This is a genomic window from Leifsonia sp. GW821-FHT13C05 (assembly GCF_058806515.1).
This window is the reverse complement of the sequence record NZ_JBXAPT010000003.1, coordinates 252,030-271,627: the sequence shown is the minus strand read 5'-3', so window position 1 is coordinate 271,627 and position 19,598 is coordinate 252,030. Positions and strand designations below refer to the sequence as shown.

15 protein-coding genes are annotated in these 19,598 nt (G+C 69.6%); 6 read left to right on the top strand and 9 right to left on the bottom strand.

The window, feature by feature from the left end:
• Positions 1–126 precede the first annotated feature (126 nt).
• Positions 127–1,620: a sensor histidine kinase gene (locus AC1ROC_RS11615; protein ID WP_085369947.1), complete on the bottom strand. Its 1,494-nt coding sequence runs from the start codon at positions 1,618–1,620 to the stop codon at positions 127–129.
• 191 nt (positions 1,621–1,811) lie between these two features.
• On the opposite strand from AC1ROC_RS11615, the gene AC1ROC_RS11610 reads away from it, so the two are divergent.
• Positions 1,812–2,363 (top strand): Rv3235 family protein, encoded by a 552-nt coding sequence (locus AC1ROC_RS11610; RefSeq protein ID WP_493000275.1) that lies wholly within the window; start codon positions 1,812–1,814, stop codon positions 2,361–2,363.
• A 67-nt stretch (positions 2,364–2,430) separates the two neighbouring features.
• Here the strand turns inward: AC1ROC_RS11610 and secA are convergent, their stop codons facing one another.
• From secA to mtrA, 7 genes are all read right to left on the bottom strand, one after another.
• The gene (secA, locus tag AC1ROC_RS11605) at positions 2,431–5,238 is read right to left on the bottom strand and encodes a preprotein translocase subunit SecA (protein WP_085369945.1); all 2,808 of its coding nucleotides are present in this window, start codon (positions 5,236–5,238) and stop codon (positions 2,431–2,433) included.
• 165 nt (positions 5,239–5,403) lie between these two features.
• On the bottom strand, positions 5,404–6,669 hold the full coding sequence (locus tag AC1ROC_RS11600; RefSeq protein WP_493000273.1) for an ATP-binding protein: 1,266 nt from the start codon (positions 6,667–6,669) through the stop codon (positions 5,404–5,406).
• Between the two features lie 252 nt (positions 6,670–6,921).
• On the bottom strand, positions 6,922–7,626 hold the full coding sequence (gene hpf / locus AC1ROC_RS11595; protein ID WP_085369944.1) for a ribosome hibernation-promoting factor, HPF/YfiA family: 705 nt from the start codon (positions 7,624–7,626) through the stop codon (positions 6,922–6,924).
• Between the two features lie 149 nt (positions 7,627–7,775).
• Complete coding sequence (locus AC1ROC_RS11590; protein WP_493000271.1) at positions 7,776–8,486, bottom strand: ComF family protein; 711 nt, start codon at positions 8,484–8,486, stop codon at positions 7,776–7,778.
• Between the two features lie 117 nt (positions 8,487–8,603).
• Positions 8,604–10,304 carry an LpqB family beta-propeller domain-containing protein gene (locus tag AC1ROC_RS11585; protein ID WP_493000269.1) on the bottom strand — a complete coding sequence of 567 codons (1,701 nt, stop codon included), beginning with the start codon at positions 10,302–10,304 and terminating at the stop codon, positions 8,604–8,606.
• Positions 10,301–11,935 (bottom strand): MtrAB system histidine kinase MtrB, encoded by a 1,635-nt coding sequence (gene mtrB, locus AC1ROC_RS11580; RefSeq protein ID WP_256922145.1) that lies wholly within the window; start codon positions 11,933–11,935, stop codon positions 10,301–10,303. The genes AC1ROC_RS11585 and mtrB overlap by 4 nt, the downstream gene beginning before the upstream one ends.
• A 37-nt stretch (positions 11,936–11,972) precedes the next feature.
• Positions 11,973–12,656, bottom strand: a complete 684-nt coding sequence (gene mtrA, locus AC1ROC_RS11575; protein WP_493000267.1) for an MtrAB system response regulator MtrA — start codon at positions 12,654–12,656, stop codon at positions 11,973–11,975.
• A gap of 201 nt (positions 12,657–12,857) precedes the next feature.
• Here mtrA and AC1ROC_RS11570 point away from each other — a divergent pair, with 201 nt between their 5' ends.
• Genes AC1ROC_RS11570 through AC1ROC_RS11550 form a run of 5 tightly spaced genes read left to right on the top strand, consistent with a single transcriptional unit; the run spans position 12,858 to position 18,580 of the window.
• Positions 12,858–14,246, top strand: a complete 1,389-nt coding sequence (locus AC1ROC_RS11570) for a hypothetical protein (RefSeq protein ID WP_493000265.1) — start codon at positions 12,858–12,860, stop codon at positions 14,244–14,246.
• Positions 14,243–14,929, top strand: a complete 687-nt coding sequence (locus AC1ROC_RS11565) for a DUF4129 domain-containing protein (RefSeq protein ID WP_085371326.1) — start codon at positions 14,243–14,245, stop codon at positions 14,927–14,929. Before AC1ROC_RS11570 ends, AC1ROC_RS11565 begins: the two co-directional genes overlap by 4 nt.
• On the top strand, positions 14,926–16,236 hold the full coding sequence (locus tag AC1ROC_RS11560; RefSeq protein WP_256922147.1) for a DUF4350 domain-containing protein: 1,311 nt from the start codon (positions 14,926–14,928) through the stop codon (positions 16,234–16,236). The genes AC1ROC_RS11565 and AC1ROC_RS11560 overlap by 4 nt, the downstream gene beginning before the upstream one ends.
• Positions 16,233–17,240 (top strand): AAA family ATPase, encoded by a 1,008-nt coding sequence (locus AC1ROC_RS11555; protein ID WP_085371327.1) that lies wholly within the window; start codon positions 16,233–16,235, stop codon positions 17,238–17,240. Before AC1ROC_RS11560 ends, AC1ROC_RS11555 begins: the two co-directional genes overlap by 4 nt.
• An 8-nt stretch (positions 17,241–17,248) precedes the next feature.
• Positions 17,249–18,580, top strand: coding sequence for a DUF58 domain-containing protein (locus tag AC1ROC_RS11550; RefSeq protein ID WP_085371328.1), 1,332 nt, complete (start codon positions 17,249–17,251; stop codon positions 18,578–18,580).
• Positions 18,581–18,595: 15 nt separating this feature from the next.
• Here the strand turns inward: AC1ROC_RS11550 and AC1ROC_RS11545 are convergent, their stop codons facing one another.
• Positions 18,596–19,591, bottom strand: coding sequence for a stage II sporulation protein M (locus AC1ROC_RS11545; protein WP_085371329.1), 996 nt, complete (start codon positions 19,589–19,591; stop codon positions 18,596–18,598).
• Positions 19,592–19,598 lie beyond the last annotated feature (7 nt).

The window sequence follows — 19,598 nt, the reverse complement described above, 5'->3', positions numbered from 1 at the left end:
GCGGGCGCGCATCCGGAGCCTGTTGCGCGGCATTTGTGCTACGAAACGCCGTTTGCGCGGAACGATTCGTCCCGAACCACGTTTTCACCGCTACAGATGGCTGCGGCAGGTGCGAACGATCGGACGTTATGACTTCGTGAGGTAGCGCAGCGGCACCTCGATGGTCACCTCTGTGCCCTGCCCCATCATCGTGTGCCAGTCGATCGTGCCGCCCAGCTCGCCCTGGATGAGCGTGCGCACGATCTGCGTGCCGAGCCCGCTGCCCACCTTGCCCTCCGGCAGGCCGGAGCCGTTGTCGACCACCTTGACCGTGAGCGAGTCCTCCGAGCGGTCGGCGATGATCTCCACCTCGCCCTCGCGACCCGCGAGCCCGTGCTCGACGGCGTTGGTGACGAGCTCGGTGAGTGCGAGCGCGAGCGGCGTCGCGTACTCGCTCGGCAGTGAACCGAAGCTGCCGGACGACTTCGGGTGCACGGTCGTGTTGTGGCTCGACGCGACCTCGGCCACCAGCAGCAGCACCCGGGCGAACACGTCGTCGAAGTCGACGATCTGGTTGAGCCCGGTGGAGAGTGTGTCGTGCACGACCGCGATGGCCGCCACCCGGCGCATCGCCTGGTTGAGGGCCTCCCTGGCCTCCTCCGAGTGCGTGCGTCGGGCCTGGATGCGCAGCAGCGACGCGACGGTCTGCAGGTTGTTCTTCACCCGGTGGTGGATCTCCCGGATGGTCGCATCCTTGGTGATGAGCTCGCGCTCCTGGTGCCGCAGCTCGGACACGTCGCGGCAGAGGACGATCGCGCCGACGCGCTCCCCCCTGTTGCGGATCGGGATGGCCCTGAGCGACACGGTGACGCCGCGCGCCTCGATGTCGGTGCGCCACGGTGCACGCCCGGTGACGACGAGCGGAAGGGACTCGTCGACGGTCATCCGGCCGGACAGCAACCGGGTGGTGACGGTAGCGAGGGACTCGCCCTCCAGCTCCTCGGTGAAGCCCATCCTGTTGAACGCGCTGAGGGCGTTCGGGCTGGCGAAGGTGGTGATCCCATCCACGTCGAGCCGGATGAGTCCGTCGGAGGCGCGGGGCGCTCCACGCCGCGGGCCGCTCGGCGCCCCCAGGTCGGGGAAGTCGCCGGTGGCGATCATGTTGAAGAGGTCGTTGGCGCACGCGTTGAACGTGAGTTCCTGACGGCCGGGGGTGCGCGCCTCGCTGAGGTTGGAGTGCCGCGTGATGACGGCGACAGGCTGCTCGGCGGTCTCCGGAGAGTTGACGCTCAGCCGCCGGATGACTGGGACGGCGAGCACCCTGGTCGGCGTCTCCTCGAACCAGTCCGGCGCGTTGGTGTCGATGATCTGCTTGGTCTGGAACGCATCCGTGACCTGCTGCCGCCACTCCGGCTTGATCCGCTGGCCGACGAAGTCACGGTAGAACAGGGTCGCGGCGCTCGACGGGCGCGCGTGCGCGACGGCGACGAAATCGTCATCGGTGGTCGGCACCCAGAGCACGATGTCGGCGAAGGCCAGATCGGCGAGAAGCTGCCAGTCCCCGACGAGGCCGTGCAGCCAATCGACGTCCTCCTCCGAGGAACGGGTATGGGCATGCACAAGATCACTGAGCGTCGACACGCACCTAGTCTAGGCAGTCCCCCGACACGATCACGGATGTTATCCACAGCCTGTGTTAGAGCCCTGGACTCCCCGCGGACGCGCCTGCTTGAGTGACACTCACGCGGCAGCCGGAGCGAGGAGAGGCTTCCCGCTGCCAGCACCGAAGCAAGTCGCCGCACAGCCGCGGCCACGACGAGGGGAAAACTCCTGTGACCACCGTTCTCAACCACCACGACGACCGCACCAGCCCGACCACCCTCCGCGAACGGGCCGGGATGCGCCTCCGGGCGCGGCAGGGGGTGGATGCGGTGGCTGCGCCTGAAGCGGCTCAGGAGGCGCGTGGACGCGGCCGGGCACCCGAGGGTGGGGCAGCGCCGTTCCGGTCCGTCGCAGAGCTTCCAGCCGCCCCGCGCCCGGACGGGCTGCCCGATCCGGCGCCCCTCGCAGCCAACCTCGCTCTGCGCGTCATCGAGGTGCTGGCCGGAGCGAGGAACATCGACCAGCTCAGCCGCTGGGTGAGCGACTCGGTCTTCGTGCATCTGCTGCGACGCACCACCATCTCGGAGCGCACCAGGAAGATCGCGGGCAACCCGGTGCAGCGCCCGCGCCTCTGGGTCGGCGAGCCGTACATCGCGACGCCCCGCGAGGGCGTGATCGAGGCCGTCGTGCTCGTGCACCAGCCCAACCGCACGCGCGCCGTCGCCATGCGCCTCGACGTGGTCGGCTCGCGCTGGAGGGCGAGCGCGATGACCGTGCTGTGAAGTCACCAGGCGGAGACGCGAATGGCCGCCCGGGCGGGGCGGCCATTCGTGGTCGGTCAGGAGCTGGTCAGCGCTTCTTGCCCTGGGCGCGGCGCTCTGCGCGGTTGGCGGGCGCGGCGTCGTCGCTGTCGGAGACGCGCTGGCCGAAGGCTCCACGCTGGGTGCCGCCCTGTGCGGGGGGCGCCGATGCCTCGTTCAGCTGCGCCTGCGCACGCTGGGCGCGGGCGGTGGCGCTCTGCTCGATCTGGCCGCGCTGGTTGCGGACCTCGACGCCGCCGGCGTCGCTCGGAGCCGAGTAGCTGAGCGGGGCGTCGTCGTCGCCGCGGCCGAGGCCCTTGGCGGCCACGCTCGGCGCCTCGACCTCGCCGGGAGCCTCGTTGACCTCCACCTCCAGGTTGAACAGGAAGCCGACCGTCTCCTCGCGGATCGAGCCCATCATCTGCTGGAACATCGCGTAGCCCTCGCGCTGGTACTCGACCAGCGGGTCGCGCTGGGCCATCGCGCGCAGGCCGATGCCGTCCTTCAGGTAGTCCATCTCGTAGAGGTGGTCGCGCCAGCGGCGGTCGATCACCGAGAGGACGACGCGGCGCTCCAGTTCGCGCATTGCGGGCGAACCGAGCGACTCCTCGCGCTTCTTGTAGGCGATCCGCGCATCCGACAGGATCTCGCGGCGCATGAAGTCGCGGTTGATCTTGCCCTTGTTGCCCGCCTCGGTAATGACCTCGTCGATCGTCACGCCCACCGGGTAGAGCGTCTTCAGCTCGGCCCACAGGGCGTCGAAGTCCCAGTCGTCGCCGTTGCCCTCGCCCGTGTGCTGGTCGAGGATGTCGTCGATCACCTCGGTGAGGAACTGCTGCGTGCGCTCGTGCAGGTCGTCGCCCTCGAGGATGCGACGGCGGTCGCCGTAGATCGCCTCGCGCTGGCGGTTGAGGACGTCGTCGTACTTGAGGACGTTCTTTCGGATCTCCGCGTTGCGGGCCTCCACCTGCGACTGGGCGCTGCGGATGGCCCTGCTGACCACCTTCGACTCGATGGCGAGGTCGTCGGGGACGTTTCCTCTGCCCATCAGCGATTCGGCTGCTCCCGCGTTGAACAGGCGCATCAGGTCGTCGGTCAGCGACAGGTAGAAGCGGCTCTCGCCCGGGTCGCCCTGACGGCCGGAACGACCGCGCAGCTGGTTGTCGATGCGGCGCGACTCGTGGCGCTCCGTGCCGAGCACGTAGAGCCCGCCCGCCGCGACGACCTTGTCCGCCTCGGTCTGGACCTTCTCCTTGACGGAGTTGAAGACCTCATCCCAGGCCGCCTCGTACTCCTCCGGGGTGTCGACGGGCGACAGGCCGCGGGCGTTCATCTCGGCGACGGCGATGAACTCGGCGTTGCCGCCGAGCATGATGTCTGTTCCACGACCGGCCATGTTGGTGGCGACGGTGACGGCGCCGAGGCGTCCGGCCTGCGCGACGATCGCGGCCTCTCGCGCGTGGTTCTTGGCGTTGAGCACCTCGTGCCGCACGCCCTTCTTGGCGAGCAGGCGGGAGAGGTACTCGCTCTTCTCGACGCTGGTCGTTCCGACGAGGACAGGCTGGCCCTTCTCGTGGCGCTCCGCGATGTCTTCGACCACCTGGGCGAACTTCGCCTGCTCGTTCTTGTAGACGAGGTCGGACTGGTCGATGCGCTGCATCGGCTTGTTCGTCGGGATGGGGACGACGCCGAGCTTGTACGTGCTCATGAACTCGGCGGCCTCCGTCTCGGCCGTACCGGTCATGCCGGACAGCTTCTTGTAGAGGCGGAAGTAGTTCTGCAGGGTGACCGTGGCGAGGGTCTGGTTCTCGGCCTTGACCTCGACACCCTCCTTCGCCTCGATGGCCTGGTGGATGCCCTCGTTGTAGCGGCGACCCATCAGGATGCGGCCGGTGTGCTCGTCGACGATCAGCACCTCACCGTTCATCACGACGTAGTCCTTGTCGCGCTTGAACAGGGCGTTCGCCTTGATCGCGTTGTTGAGGAAGGAGATGAGCGGCGTGTTGGCCGACTCGTAGAGGTTGTCGATGCCGAGGTAGTCCTCGACCTTCTCGATTCCGGGCTCGAGCACGCCGACGGTGCGCTTCTTCTCGTCGATCTCGAAGTCGACCTCCGGCTCGAGACGCTTGGCGAGGTTGGCGAACTCGTTGAACCAGCGGTTCGCCTCACCGGAGGACGGACCGGAGATGATCAGCGGGGTGCGGGCCTCGTCGATGAGGATGGAGTCGACCTCGTCGACGATCGCGAAGAAGTGGCCGCGCTGGACCATGTCGCTCGCCTGCCACGCCATGTTGTCGCGCAGGTAGTCGAAGCCGAACTCGTTGTTGGTGCCGTACGTGATGTCTGCCGCGTACTGCTCGCGGCGCTCCTCCGGCGTCTGGCCGGCGAGGATCACGCCGGTGCTCATGCCGAGCGCGCGGAACACGCGGCCCATCAGCTCGGACTGATAGCTGGCGAGGTAGTCGTTGACCGTGATGACGTGGACGCCGCGGCTGGCGATCGCGTTGAGGTACGCGGCCGTCGTGGCGACGAGGGTCTTGCCCTCACCGGTCTTCATCTCGGCGATGTTGCCGAGGTGCAGGGCGGCGCCGCCCATGATCTGCACGTCGAAGTGACGCATCCCGAGGGTGCGCTTCGCGGCCTCGCGCACCGCGGCGAAGGCCTCGGGCAGCAGGTCGTCGAGGGACTCGCCGTTGCTGTATCGCTCCCGCAATTCGACGGTCTCGTGCATGAGCTCTTCGTCGGTGAGTTCGCTGAAGTCGTCCTCGAGCGCGTTCACCGCTTTGGCGTACGCCTCCAGGCGACGGAGGGTACGGCCCTCGCCGACTCGGAGGACCCTTTCCAATACTGAGGCCACGTATGCACTCCACTTTGTTTGTTCAGGCTGATGTCGCCTGTCGCCCAGTCGGGCGCACGTCGAACCGCCGGCCGTGGCCGACGCTAGACATATCGTACTTGTTTCGCCGTTGCGTTCGGCGGGTAGTTCCTGTGAGGGCGCTCCGGAAAGCGGGGCGCCGGGCGTTCACGGTCCGAGAAGGCTGAGCGGGACTACAGCGACACCGTCAGTCCGCCGGTACGCATAGGGGCCGGTGGTGACGACGACCATATCCGCGAGATCGTCGCCGAGGAGCCGTTTCAGCCACAGCAGATGCCGCACGTCCCGGTCGGTCGGAGCGCCAGCGAGCTTCACCTCGATCGCGGCGGTCCTTCCATCGTGACGACGCGCGATGATGTCGATCTCATGGTCGCCGTTACGAGTTCGAAGGTGGGAAAGGCGTGCGTCGGCAGCCTGTGCGTGCGTCTGCACGGTCATCACCACGAGCGCCTCGAAGAGGGCGCCGAGCGCGGTCCGGTCCTGGGGCCCGAGCATGTCGGTGGCTGCCCCGGCGATGAGCCGGTCCTCGTCCAGGTCGAGCAGTCGGGCAGCGATGGCCGGATCGGCGAGGAAGTGCTTCGGTGCCTCGCCGAGGCGGATACCGGTCAAGGGCAGGTTTGTGGCGGCAAGCTCGTCGAGCATCCAGAACTGAGCCAGCGCGTCGCGATACCGGTTCACGGTCTGCCGTGGTGTCGCGCCACCCTCGTTCTCGTGGGCACCGGAGGCGATCGTCGAGTGCGTGGCCGTCGATGCCGTGGCCCGCGCATACGCGGCCAGCCAACGGCGCAGCTGCAGGGGCTGCCGTGCTCCGACCCCCCGCTCGGTGAGTTCGTGCTCCAGCATTCGCGTGATGTACCCGTCGAGCGTTGCTCGGCGCGCGCGTGAACTCAGGGTGCGGACGGCAGGAAACCCCGAAGCGGCGATCTCTTCGACGTATCGGGACAGATCGATCGTCGTGCGCCCCGCGATGTCCTGTCCACCATCGAAGAGACCTCCGAACGACACCGTGGGCCGTTCGATCGCTCGTTCGTCGAAGGAGAGCCCTCGCATTCGAAGCGAGACGATGCGGCCAGCCCCGGTGTGCGCCGGAGCATCCGCTGGCAGGCTGCTCCCGGTGAGCAGGAATTGGCCGCCACGATAGTCCGTATCGACTGCGCGTCGCACGAGGTCCCAGGACGCCGGATATCGTTGCCATTCGTCGATGAGGACCGGACGCTCGGCGGTTGCGATCATGCCCGGGGAAGCGCGCAGCAGTTCGGCGTCCTCAGGATCGTCGAGGCGGAACACGCGCGTTGCTCGCTGCTCCGCTGTCGCGGTCTTTCCGACGCCCTTCGGTCCTTCGATCGCAATCGCGGGGAGGTCGACCATGAGCAGATCGAGGACGCGATCGAGGGTGCGTTCGGTATACGTCATGTGCCCTCCGCACGAAATCTGCCTCGCCCGCGCGCTGTGCTGCGGCGGGCAAACGCTCTGTGGCACGCCGAGCAGGCTCTTTATGGTACATCGAGCGGAGCTTTTATGGTACGTATAGCAGGGTTTTGCGCAGGGAGTCGGGCAGGATTCGACGGAGGCAAACAGGGGCGCCGATGGTGACGGCCGCCTGGGCCGCCACCATCGGCGCTGTTCCGGTGTCACAAAGCCGGTGGCACCGAGACCGGATGCCGGTCAGCCTCCGAGCTTGCGGCTCGCGGTCGCGACCTCCTGCAGTTCCTCCGCCTCGTCGTCCAGGGCGATCACGCCGTAGTCCCAGCCTTTGCGGCGGTAGACGACGCTCGGGCGCTGGTTCTCCTGGTCGATGAAGAGGTAGAAATCGTGGCCGACGAGCTCCATGTAGTACAGAGCGTCGTCGACGGTCATGGGGACGGAGGCGAACACCTTCTTGCGGATGACGACGGGGCTGTAATCGTCCTCCGCCTCCTCCGCTCCTTCCGCATCATCGGAGACGACGGGAACGCTGCCCGTCCTCACCTGATCGAGTACTGCGACGGGGGCCGCTGCGAGTCCGACGGCGCTGAAGCCGTCCGTGCTCGCCTCTCGGAGCGACGTCGGCCTGTGCTGGCCGCGATGCACCTTGCGACGGTCCTTCGCCCTGCGCACCCGTTCCAGGAGCTTTCCGAGGGCGATGTCGAACGCCGCGTACTTGTCGGTCCCGGTCGCTTCCGACCTCACGACGGCCTTGGGGCCGACGAGTGTCAGTTCGACGCGATCATCGCCGTTCTGGGTGCCGACCTTCTCGTTGTGACGGCTGACTTTGATCTCGAAAGAGATCGCGCGTTCGGCGAGGTGCGAGACCTTTTCCGCCTTCTCAGTCGCGTATTCACGGAAACGATCGGTGATTCCCAGGTTGCGTCCGATGATGTTGATGTCCATGGAGACCTCCCTGTTCCGGCGTGCCGTCCGCCCGGATCACGAAGGGCGGGTCATCCACACCTTTTCGACCACCGTAGTGCCGTCCGCCTCGGAAGTGAACAGGGAGAAGTGCTCTATCTGCCGAAGGTTTCCCGAGCGGTCCCCGTGCGTCAGGACAACCGCGGCGTGCCCCCTCGCAGCGGCGTCCGCGCGACTGCTACGGCGGCGACGATCCTGCCTCCGGCTGCGGCGACGGCACGTGCCGCCTCCCGCACGGTGGAACCCGTGGTGACGATGTCGTCGACGATCAGGCAGTCCCTCCCCTGCAGCCGCGGGGACGCGACGAGGCTGCCCTCCCGGTTGCCTGCACGCTGGCCGGCGGTGAGGCCGACCTGGTCGTGGGTCTGCCTGGTGAGCCGCAGCGCGCGCCACAACGGGGGCGACAGGATGCGCGACCGGCGCAGGAGCATCGCCGTCGGATGGTATCCCCTGCGGCGGAAGGCGGCGCGGGTCGACGGGATGACGACGGGGAGGACGGCGCGCGGTGCATCAGGGCGGAGACGCACGGGAGGCGCATCCGGTCGCAGCTGAGGAAGGGCTGCCATGATGGCCGCCCGCAAAGCTCCGGCGAGCACGGGCGCGGCGTCGGTTCGCCCTCCGTCTTTGAAGGCGAGCAGCACGCGCCTGGTCACGCCGTCGTAGTCGAGCGCAGCGAACAGCGGAGGGTCGAAGGCGTCCGGCGCGATCGGTCCTGGCCGCATGGCGCGCGTGCAGTTCGCGCAGACGGCGCAGTCTGGGCGGCCGCAGCCGCTACAGCGCACGGGGAGCAGCACGGCGGCCGCGTCGAGGAGGGAGTCTCGGATCAGGGTGGTCGGTGTCATGGTTCGAGCATCCCGTGCGGGAGGTCGCGGCGGACCGGGCGGTGGGAATCGGTGGAGAACGCGCCAAACTACCTGGCCTGTGGAGAGAACAGCTGCGCCGCTCTCAGCGCCGCAGGGTCACGGCTGGCCGAGCTGTACCGCGACGGCGCCGACCTTGTCGGTCTGCGCCTGCCAGCCTGTGCCCGTCGGGGCCTGCAGCGAGCCGTCGGAGGTGAGCACCAGGTAGCGGGCGAGGCCGCCTGCTCCGACGATCGTCATGCCCCCTCCCGGACCCGCCGTCGTGGTGGACGTGCCGCCGATGGTCTGCTCGGAGATCGACGTCGCGTCGCCGCTCAGGTCGCTGAGCACGGCGACCGTCAGCTCGCCGGTCCAGGCGACGGAACGTGGGGTCCCCTGGCCGACGGCCAGCTCGATCGGCTCGGTGAGGGCTGTCGGCACCCCTGCCTCACCGCGGACGACGCCCGCAGCGACCAGGAGCGTCTGCGGGCCGTTCGTGAGCAGCGCGACCACGCGCGTTCCGTCGCGGGACACCGCGAGCGACTCGATCGCGGACGCAGACGGCCACGCAGTCTTCACCGGATGCGCCTGCCCGTCCTGGCTGTACGCCTGCAGCGCGCCCGGGCTGCCCTGCGGCACCGACCAGACCCAGCCGCTCGTGTCGATGGCGGGCGCGATCAGGCCGGGGCGCGCATCCACTTTTGCGGGCTCCGCGCTCTTGCGCACGACGTACGCCGCGCCGTGGGACAGCACGGCCGCCTCATCCCGTGCCGCGTTCAGGGCGACGGCGGTGGGCTGCAGGGCGACGATCTTGTCGCTGATCCCGCTCAGCTCGGTGACGCTCGACCCGCTCAGCAGGCCGAAGGTGTTCTGGCGGTAGACGATGGGGTGGGAGTCGACGGGCGGGTCCTGGGTGGGCGCGTTGGCGTCGCTGAGCGGCGGGATCTGCTGCAGGTTGCCCTCGATCGAGATCTCGACGCTCTGCGCGAGGCTGCCGAGGCTCTGCTCGAGTTCGAGCTGCATCCGCTGCAGGGCGAGCGTGTCCGCCTGTCCGGCCTCCGAGCTCAGGTCGACCCTGGCGACCCCTCCCGAGGTCGTCACAGACGGGAGCGCCAGCTGCGTCCCCTGCGGGAAGGCGCTGGTCACGGCACCGTTCAGCCACTTGGCCGGCCCGGCCAGGATGGCGCTCGCGACCCGCGTGGCCGCGGTGGCGACGCGGGCAGGGAACCAGCGCGCATCCGGCACCAGATAGGCGTAGTCGGGGCTGAAGAAGTAGACGGGCTGCTGGGAGTAGACAGACCGGAACGTCGGGTCGTCGATGATCACGCCGTTCGGGGCCACGGCGATGCGCCACTCGCCGTCCTGCTTCTCGAGCTCGTAGCGGAGGCCGACCGGCGCCGTGCTCGACACTGGATGGTACGCACCGACGCTGTCGACGTTGGCGACCGGGTTCACCTGCACGCTCCACTGGTTGCCGTCGTGGTCGAACGACCGGTTGCGGCCGTCGTCGACCGTCACGGACTCGTCCGGGTTCCACTTGGCCGACATCGATCTGGTGAGGTACTTCCTGGCGATGTCGAAGTTGTTCTTCGGGCTGGACGCTGCGTCGATGAAGCCCTGGACGATCCGCTCCTGGGTCGCGCCCTTCTCCGGCGGCGACGGGTTGAAGTCGAGGTCGAGCGGGTCGTTGACCTGCGCAACCGGACCGCCCTGGCGTACCGGCCCCGAACTCGGGATGCTCGCGCACGCGGCGAGCACGCAGAGCACGACGGCGGCGACCACACCGGCGACGGTGCGGCGCAACGGGCTGTGGAGTCTCATGCTGTCGCCCCTTTGTCCGTCAGCTCCTGCGTTCCCGCCCGCGCACCGGCCACCCCGGTGGCTCCGGCGTCGACCGGCGGAAGCGGGAGCGGAGACGACGCGATCTCCTTGCCAGGCACGCGCGGCAGGGTCAGCCGGAAGCAGGAGCCTGCACCAGGAGCGGACCAGACCTGCAGCCAGCCGGAGTGCAGCGTCGCGTCCTCCAGCGAGATCGCGAGTCCCAGCCCGGTGCCGCCGATGGTGCGCTTGCGCGACGGGTCCGCCCGCCAGAACCGGTCGAACACGTGGTTGACCTCCTGCTGGCTCATCCCGATCCCGTAGTCCCGGACGGTGAGCGCGACGGCGCTCTCGTTGCTGTCGACGGTCACGACCACGGGCTTGCCGTCGCCATGCTCGATGGCGTTGCCGATGAGGTTGCGCACGACGCGGCGGATGCGCCTCGGGTCCATGCCGACGTCGAAGTAGCCGCCCGGCGCATCCAGTCGCAGCTCGGAGCCGTTCTGCTCGGCCAGCGTGCGCAGCTCGTCGACCACGTCGTCGGCGAGGCGCACCAGGTTGGTGGGCTCCGGGTCGAGGGCGACGGAGCCCGCGTCGTACCTGCTGATCTCGAGCAGGTCGGACAGCAGCCGGTCGAACCGCTCGATCTGGGTGTGCAGCAGCTCGGCGGTGCGCTCCGTCGCTGGAGGGAACGACTCGCGCTGGTCGTAGATCACGTCGCCGGCCAACCGGATGGTCGTGAGCGGCGTGCGCAGTTCGTGCGACACGTCCGAGACGAACCGCTGCTGCAACTGCGAGAGCGTCGCCAGCTGGTTGATCTGGCTCTGAAGGCTGTCCGCCATCCCGTTGAACGAGCGCGCCAGCGACGCGAACACGTCCTCACCGTGCTCCGGGATGCGCACGGCCAGGTCTCCGGCGGCCAGGCGCTCGCTGGTCTCCGCCGCCACCCGGATCGGCTGGACGGCGAACCGGACGATCACCCAGGTGATCGCACCGATGAGCAGGATGAGGGCGAACCCGGCGAGCAGGAGGGTGCCCTGCACGAACAGCAGGGTGTTCTCCGAATCGCGCAGGTTGTAGCCGATGTAGAGCTCGTAGTGCCCGTAGCTCGGCAGGGTGAGCTGGGTGCCGACGACGATGCCGGGGTCGGTGGTCCCGTTCCCCGCCGGCAGCGCGACGGACTGGTAGAACTGCTTGGTCCCGCCGTTCTGCACCTGGGCGCGCAGCTCGCTGGAGATCACGCCGTTCAGTCCGGGGCTGGACCGGTCGGGCGGCGCAGGCACGGACACATCCTGCCCTGGCACGCGGTAGGCGGCGATGAGCCTGCTCGACGTGGCGCCCTGCACGGTCTGCAGCGTGGAATTGAGCAGGTTCTTCCCGGTGTCGGACGCGGAGACATCCGAGGCGTTCAGCGTGGTCTGGGCGGAGGTGGTCGCCCTGCTGGAGTCACGGAGCGCCTGGTCGAGCCGCGACTGGTAGAGGTCGTTGCTGATGCTGAGCGCCATGTAGATGCCCGTGATCAGGATGGCGATGCCGGTCAGCAGCAGCGTGATGGCGACCGTGCGGACCTGCAGCGAGCGCCGCCACACGCCGACGAGCTGCGAGGGAAGCTGCCGCCACCATCGCCCGTCCATCCACCTGTACCGCATCCGGGGCGCCGCTTCCGGCGTGCTACGTGACGGCGCCGGCGCGGTAGCCGACCCCGCGCACGGTCATGACGATCTTGGGGTTGTCCGGGTCCTGCTCCACCTTGGCGCGCAGGCGCTGGACGTGCACGTTCACCAGGCGGGTGTCCGCTTTGTAGTGGTAACCCCAGACCTGTTCGAGGAGCATCTCGCGCGTGAACACCTGCTGCGGCTTGGAGGCGAGGGCGAGCAGGAGGTCGAACTCGAGCGGGGTCAGGTTGATGCGGGTGTCGCCGCGCTTGACCTCGTGGCCTGCGACGTCGACGAGGAGGTCGCCGATCCGCAACTGCTCGGCGACGGGCACCGTGGATGCCGGACGCAGCCTGGTCTTGATGCGCGCGACGAGCTCTTTCGGGTTGAACGGCTTGACCATGTAGTCGTCTGCGCCGGACTCGAGGCCCTTGACCACATCCGCAGTGTCCGACTTGGCGGTCAGCATGATCACGGGCGTGCCGGACTCCGCCCGGATGCGGCTGCACACCTCGATGCCGTCCAGTCCGGGCAGCATGAGGTCGAGGAGCACCAGGTCGGGCTTCGAGGAGCGGAACGTGTCGACGGCTAGCGCGCCGTCCTCACAGAAGACGGGGTCGAATCCCTCGGTGCGCAGCACGATGCCGATCATCTCGGCGAGGGCGGTGTCGTCGTCGACCACCAGGATGCGACTGTTCATTTCCGAAGTTTCCCACAACCATTCTCGGGCGGCCGGAGACCACTGAGGTCCCGATGACTGCTGAAGTCTCCGTGCCAGCGTAGTCGACACTCCTGCGCCACCCGTGAAAGCCTGCCGAACGTGCCCTGTGGGTGGGGCAGTGCTCCCGCCCCGGATGTGCCAGCATGGGAGCGGACTACGCACGGGAAAGAGGGGCACCGCGTGACCGACGAGCAGAACTGGCAGGCACCGGGGTCGCAGGCAGGCGATGGAGCAGGGGCGAGCGCGGGCAACGAGTCCCCCGTCCCTCCCGCGCCGCAGTACGGGGAGTACGCGCCGGGATACGGCCAGCAGCAGCCCGGTTATGGTCAGCAGCAGCCCGGCTTCACCCAGTACGACCAGCCCGGCGCAGGCTTCCCTCAGCAGCCCGGCTGGACTCCCCCGCCGAAGCCCGGCCTCATCCCGCTTCGGCCACTGAGTTTCGGCACGCTCATCGGCGCTCCGTTCCAGACGCTGCGGCGCAACCCGAAGATCACCGTCGGCGCGGCGCTGCTGCTGAGGGGCATCCCCTCGATCATCGCGAGCGTGCTCATCTTCTCCGGCATCTACCTGCTGATGGACAGGGCGATCAACGCGACCGCCGACGACCGCAGCGCCCTGATGGCGGGGGCGGTCGGGGGCACGATCGTGCTCGGCCTGCTGTCCGCCGTGATCGACGGCATCTCCAACGCGCTGCTCCAGGGCGTGATCGTCGGCGAGGTGGCCAGGGGGACGGTCGGCGAGAAGCTGACCTTCCGCGGGGTCTGGCGGCTGGTGCGCGGGCGCGTGGGCGCCCTGATCGCCTGGACCTTCCTGTTCGGCCTCGCCTGGTTCCTCTCCGCCGCGCTGGTCGCCGTCATCACCGCCGTGCTGTTCGCTCTCGGGCCCGCCGGGGTGGTCGGCGGCGTGCTCGTGCTCATCTTCGGGTTCCTCGGCCTGATCGTCCTCGCCATCTGGCTGAACACCAAGCTCGTGCTCGTGCCGAGCGCCATCGTGCTCGAACGTCTCCCGATCCGCCGTGCGATGGCGCGTTCGTGGGGGCTGACCACCGGCTACTTCTGGAAGACCTTCGGCACGGTCGCCCTCATCGCCGTGATCGTCTACGCCGTCGCGCAGATCATCTCCATCCCGTTCGGCCTGCTCGGCGGCATCGTCGGGGGCATCTTCGCGCCCACGTCGCTGTCCTCGCCGGATGCGTCCAGTTTCAGTCAGGTGCTGGCCGGGCAGCTCGGCGTCAACCTGCTGGCCAGCGTGGTCGGAGCGATCGTCGGCGCGATCATGGCCGTGGTGCAGACCTCCGTCGTCGCACTCATCTACATCGACCTCCGGATGCGCAAGGAGGGCCTGGACCTGCAGCTGGTGCGGTTCGTGGAGGCGCGCCAGACCGGGCAGGACGCCCCCGACCCGTACCTGTCCGCTCCGGTCTTCACGCAGCAGCCGCCGTATCCGCCCGCGCCTGGTCAGTACCCGCCGGCGCCGGGCTCGTACCCGCCCGGCTCGTACCCGCCCGGCGGCTCGTACCCGCCTGGCGGCTCATACCCTCCGCCTCCGCCTCCCCCGCCCGCCGCATGACGGGCGCCGTCCTCTCTCTGCTGCGCGCCGACATCCCTGTCGACCCGAGCTCACCGGATGCTCGGCGCTGGATCGGCGACGAACTCGCGAAACCCGAGTATCAGACCGCGAAGCCGACCTGGTTCGACCTCGCCTCCAAGGCCGTGCAGGACTGGATCGCCTCGCTGTTCCAGGGTCCGGGCGGCGACGCCGGCCCCGTGCTGCTGCTCGCCGTCGTGCTGGTGATCGCCGGGCTGATCGTCGCAGCGTTCTTCATCTTCGGCCGCCCCCGTGTGAACAGGAGGACGGCGGACGGCCGCCGCTCGCTGTTCGGCGACGACGACCTCCGCACCGCAGCACAGTTGCGGCACTCCGCGGCGTCCGCAGCAGCCGCAGGCGACTGGGTGGTGGCGATCGAGGAGCAGTTCCGTGCCATCGCGCAGAGCATGGACGAACGCACCATCGTCACCGTGAGCCCCGGCACGACGGCGACCGAGTTCGCGCACAGAGCGGCGAACGCCGTCCCTGCCGAACGCGAACGACTGCTCGACGCCGCACGCGCGTTCGACGAGGTCCGCTACCTCGGGCGTCCCGGCACCGAGGCGCGCTACCAGCAGCTCGTCGCGCTCGACCAGCGCCTGCAGGAGGCACGCCCGCAGCTGTTCGGGCAGCAGCCCGTCGCGCAGGGCGGTGGCGTCCGGTGACGGAGCAGACCCTCGACCGCGAGCGCACCCCAGAGACAGCGCCGGTCGCAGCACCGGATGCGGCCCCGACGGGCGCGGAGGACGCCGCGGCGATCTCGCCCGGGCTCCGGCAGGTCGGGAGGAAGAGCATCCCGTGGATCGTGCTCGCGGTGATCGCGATCGTCGTCGCGTTCCTCGGCGCGCTGCTCACCGGCGGTCAGTCGTCGGCGGGCATCCCGCTGGACGCGGCCAACGCCGGCCCTGTCGGCGGGAAGGCGGTCGCGCAGGTGCTGCGCGGCCAGGGCGTCGACGTGCGCACGGCGAGCACGCTGAGCCAGGTGCAGGATGTGGCGACCGACGACACGACCGTGCTCGTCTTCGACCAGGGCGGGAACCTCGACGGGGACGGCTACGACCGTCTGACCGCCATCGCCAGCACCATCGTCGTGGTCGAGCCGGACTTCGCCGCTCTGAACAGGCTCGCGCCGCACGTGACGGCAGCGGGCACACCCTCCGCGAAAGGCCCCGTCGCCGCAGGCTGCGCCGTGCCGGCCGCCGTGAGGGCGGAGCGCATCGACCCTCGCTCCACCGACAACACCGCGGACGCGGGCGTCGCGGGCACCTTCCGCGTGGACGGCGGGGATGCGGTCGGCTGCTTCCGCACGAACAGCGGACAGTACGCCTTCGTGAAGACCACGTCCGACGGCCGCACGATCTACCTGGTCGGCTCGGCCGGCATCCTGATGAACGACGGGGTCGACCGCGCGGGCAACGCCGCACTCGCCCTCGGCGTGCTCGGCGGACACCGCACGCTCGTCTGGTATCTGCCGACGATGCTCGACCGGCCGGTCACCGGCGCCCCGGACATCGGGGCGCTCACGCCCGGCTGGGTGACGCCGGTGGTGATCCTGCTCGTGCTCGTGTTCATCGCCGCAGCGTTCTGGCGGGGACGCCGCTTCGGCCCACTGGTGGTCGAGAACCTGCCCGTGGTGGTGCGCGCCGGAGAGACCCGCGAGGGCCGCGCCAGGCTCTACCAGCGGTCGTCGGCCCGCCTGCGGGCGGCGGACGCGCTGCGGATCGGCGCCATCGGGCGGCTGGCGACGCTCACCGGGCTGCCCCGCGCCGCGACGGCCGCCGAGATCGCGGACGCCGTCGCCTCGGTGACCGGCCGCGACAGGGCGGCCATCCACGCGATCCTGATCGACACGGTGCCGCGCACGGACGCCGAGCTGATCGCCCTCTCAGACGACCTCGCGACGCTCGAACGAGCGACCGCGGCAGCAGTCACCCCCGCCGAGTCGGGGCCGACCGGAAGAATGGATGCATGACCGACGTCACGACCGGATCGAGCGCAGCGCCCATCCACAGCCAGGACCACGACTCCACCGCTCTCCGCAACGCGCTCGCCCGCGTGCGCACGGAGGTCGGCAAGGCCGTCGTCGGTCAGGACGGGGCCGTCACCGGCCTCATCATCGCTCTGCTGGCCCGCGGCCACGTGCTGCTGGAGGGTGTGCCCGGCGTGGCGAAGACACTGCTGGTGCGCTCGCTCAGCGAGGCGCTCAGCCTCGACACCAAGCGCATCCAGTTCACGCCGGACCTGATGCCGGGCGACGTGACGGGCTCGCTCGTCTACGACGGTCGCACCGGCGGCTTCGAGTTCCGCGAGGGCCCGGTCTTCACGAACATCCTGCTCGCCGACGAGATCAACAGGACGCCCCCGAAGACGCAGTCCGCCCTGCTCGAGGCGATGGAGGAGCGCCAGGTCAGCGTCGACGGCGTCAGCCGCCAGCTGCCGGACCCGTTCATCGTCGCCGCGACGCAGAACCCGATCGAATACGAAGGCACGTACGCGCTTCCCGAGGCGCAGCTCGACCGCTTCCTGCTCAAGCTGACCCTGGATGTGCCCCCGCGCGACACCGAGGTCGAGGTGCTGCGCCGTCACGCGGCCGGGTTCAACCCCCGCGACCTCGCCGCCGCGGGCGTGACGCCGGCGCTCAGCGCTGCCGAACTGCACGCGGCCAGGGCAGCGGCAGCATCCGTCGGCGCGACCGGCGACGTGCTCGCGTACATCGTCGACCTGGCCCGCGCCACCCGCACCAGCCCCTCCGTGAAGCTCGGAGTGAGCCCGCGCGGCACCACGGCGCTGCTGGCCGCGTCGAAGGCGTGGGCGTGGCTCTCCGGCTACGACTCGATCACCCCGGACCACGTGCAGGCGATGCTGCTGCCGGTCTGGCGGCACAGGGTCCAGTTGCGCCCGGAGGCGGAGCTGGAGGGTGTCGGAGTGGATGCGATCCTGCGCTCGATCGTGCAGCAGGTCCAGGTTCCGATCTAGGCAGTGACGTGACCGTATCCGGACGTTTCGTCGCCCTGCTCGCGCTCGGGGTGATCCCCGTCGTGCTGCTCGGCTGGACGGAGGCGATGTCGTACCTCGCGCTCGGCTGCTGGCTGCTGCTCTGCATCGTGCTCGGCGTGCTCGACCTGATGCTCGCCGGTTCTCCGCGGCGCGTGGTGCTCGAACGGGTGCTGCCGTCGCGCGTGCGGCTGGGCACCGAGGCGACGAGCGAACTGCTCGTGACCAACACCGGCCGCCGGGCCATCCGCGGCACCGTCCGGGATGCGTGGGAGCCGTCCGCCGGCATCGACAGGTCGCGCACCAGGGTGGCCGTCCCCGCCGGGGAGCGCAGGCGCATCACCGCGACGCTGACCCCGTGGCGGAGGGGAGAGCGCCACGTGACGCAGGTGAGCATCCGGTCGTGGGGGCCGCTGCACCTGTGGGCGCGGCAGGCGACGCTGAGCGCGCCCGGCCGCATCCGGGTGCTGCCGCCGTTCACCGCACGCAAGCACCTGCCGTCGCGGCTGGCCCGCCTGCGCGAGCTGGACGGCATGACCAGCGTGATGCTGCGCGGGCAAGGCACCGAGTTCGACTCCCTGCGCGAGTACGTGCGCGGCGACGACGTTCGCTCGATCGACTGGAGGGCGACGGCACGCCGCCACGACCCCAACAGCGGACGCGGTGCCCGCGTGATGGTGCGCACCTGGCGTCCGGAGCGCGACAGGCGCGTGGTCATCGTGATCGACACGGCCCGCACGTCCGCCGCCAGGATCGGCGACGAGCCGCGCATCGACACGGCGTTCGAGGCGTCGCTGCTGCTCGCAGCGCTCGCCACCCGCGCGGGCGACCGCGTCGACCTGATCGCATACGACAGGGCTGTGCGCGGCCGGGTGCAGGGCGCCAGCGGACCGGAACTGCTGTCCAGGATGGTGGATGCGATGGCCGGCATCGAGCCTGCACTGATCGAGATGGACTGGTCGGCGGTGCCCGCCCAGGTGTCCGCAGTCACCAGCCAGCGGTCGCTCGTCGTGCTGCTGACCTCCGTGGAGGCGCCCGGCGCCTCACGGGGGCTGCTGTCGGTGCTTCCGCAGCTCACGAACAAGCACATCGTCGTCGTCGCCTCCGTCACCGATCCCGAGACCATCGAGGCCACGGGGACGCGGAGGAACAGGGATGAGGTCTACCGCGCTGCCGCGGCGGAGCGTTCGCTGCTCGACGTGAGCAGGGTGACCGCCGCCATCCAGCGCCTCGGCGCCGACGTGGTGACGGGCTCCCCCGAGGAGCTGCCGCCCGCGCTCAGCGACGTCTACCTGTCGCTGAAAGCCGCCGGGCGCCTCTGAGGTCAGCGAGCGGCGTCAGCCCGCGACGACGCGGCGGGAACCGGACTCGTACTCGGTCAGGTCGCCCGTCTCGCCGAGGCGCACGGCGCGGCGGCCGAGCACGAGCATGTACGCGAGGAACGCGGCGAGCGCGAGCGCCCCGATCGCGATCTTCGCCCAGACAGGCAGCGCGGACGGCGTGACGAAGCCCTCGATCAGGCCGGAGACGAACAGGGAGATGGCGCAGCCGACCGCCACGGTGAACAGTGCGCGCCCGTCCTCGGCGAGCGCCTGCGCGCGCGTGCGGGCGCCCGGGGCGATCCAGGCCCAGAAGATGCGCAGCCCGGCGGCCGCGGCGACGAAGACACTGGTGAGCTCGAGCATCCCGTGCGGGAGGATGTAGGAGAACATGACGTCTCCCCGCCCGTAGGCGAACATGACCCCGGCGGCCGTCCCGACGCCGATGGCGTTCTGCAGGAGCACGAACGGCACGTAGACGCCGGTGATGCCGAACGCGATGCACTGCGCCGCGATCCACGCGTTGTTCGTCCAGACCTGGCCGGAGAACGACGCGGCCGGGTTGTTGGAGTAGTAGTCGATGAAGTCGTGCTCGACGTAGCGGCGCAACTGGGCGTCCGTGCCGAAGTTGCGGAGCACCTCCGGGTTGCCGGTGATCCAGACCGCGTACAGCGTGGCGACCACCACCGTGGCGAGTGCGACGGCCAGCACCACCCACCGGATGCGGTAAAGCGCAGCAGGCAGCTGGTAGACGAAGAACCTGGGCAGCATCGAGAACAGGTTCGCGCCGGCCCCGGTGAACTTCAGCCGTGCGGACGCGAGCGCGAGGGAGAGCCTGTCGCCCGTCGCCGTCGACCCCGCGATGGTCTTGATGGCCGACAGGTCGGACGCCCCGGACTGGTACAGGTCGATGAGCTCGTCGGCTTCCTTGCCGTCGAGGCGGCGTCGTTTCGCCAGCTGGGCGAGCCTGTCCCAGTCGGCGCTGCGCGCTGCCGTGTATGCGTCGAGATCCATCTGCTTG

Bases quoted from the DNA above. Each gene is read 5' to 3' on its own strand.
- AC1ROC_RS11565 (WP_085371326.1), top strand. From the start codon at position 14,243: ATGACGGGCGCCGTCCTCTCTCTGCTGCGCGCCGACATCCCTGTCGAC.
- AC1ROC_RS11585 (WP_493000269.1), bottom strand. From the start codon at position 10,304: ATGAGACTCCACAGCCCGTTGCGCCGCACCGTCGCCGGTGTGGTCGCC.
- AC1ROC_RS11555 (WP_085371327.1), top strand. From the start codon at position 16,233: ATGACCGACGTCACGACCGGATCGAGCGCAGCGCCCATCCACAGCCAG.
- AC1ROC_RS11545 (WP_085371329.1), bottom strand. From the start codon at position 19,591: ATGGATCTCGACGCATACACGGCAGCGCGCAGCGCCGACTGGGACAGG.
- AC1ROC_RS11600 (WP_493000273.1), bottom strand. From the start codon at position 6,669: ATGACGTATACCGAACGCACCCTCGATCGCGTCCTCGATCTGCTCATG.
- AC1ROC_RS11590 (WP_493000271.1), bottom strand. From the start codon at position 8,486: ATGACACCGACCACCCTGATCCGAGACTCCCTCCTCGACGCGGCCGCC.
- mtrB (WP_256922145.1), bottom strand. From the start codon at position 11,935: ATGGACGGGCGATGGTGGCGGCAGCTTCCCTCGCAGCTCGTCGGCGTG.
- mtrA (WP_493000267.1), bottom strand. From the start codon at position 12,656: ATGAACAGTCGCATCCTGGTGGTCGACGACGACACCGCCCTCGCCGAG.
- hpf (WP_085369944.1), bottom strand. From the start codon at position 7,626: ATGGACATCAACATCATCGGACGCAACCTGGGAATCACCGATCGTTTC.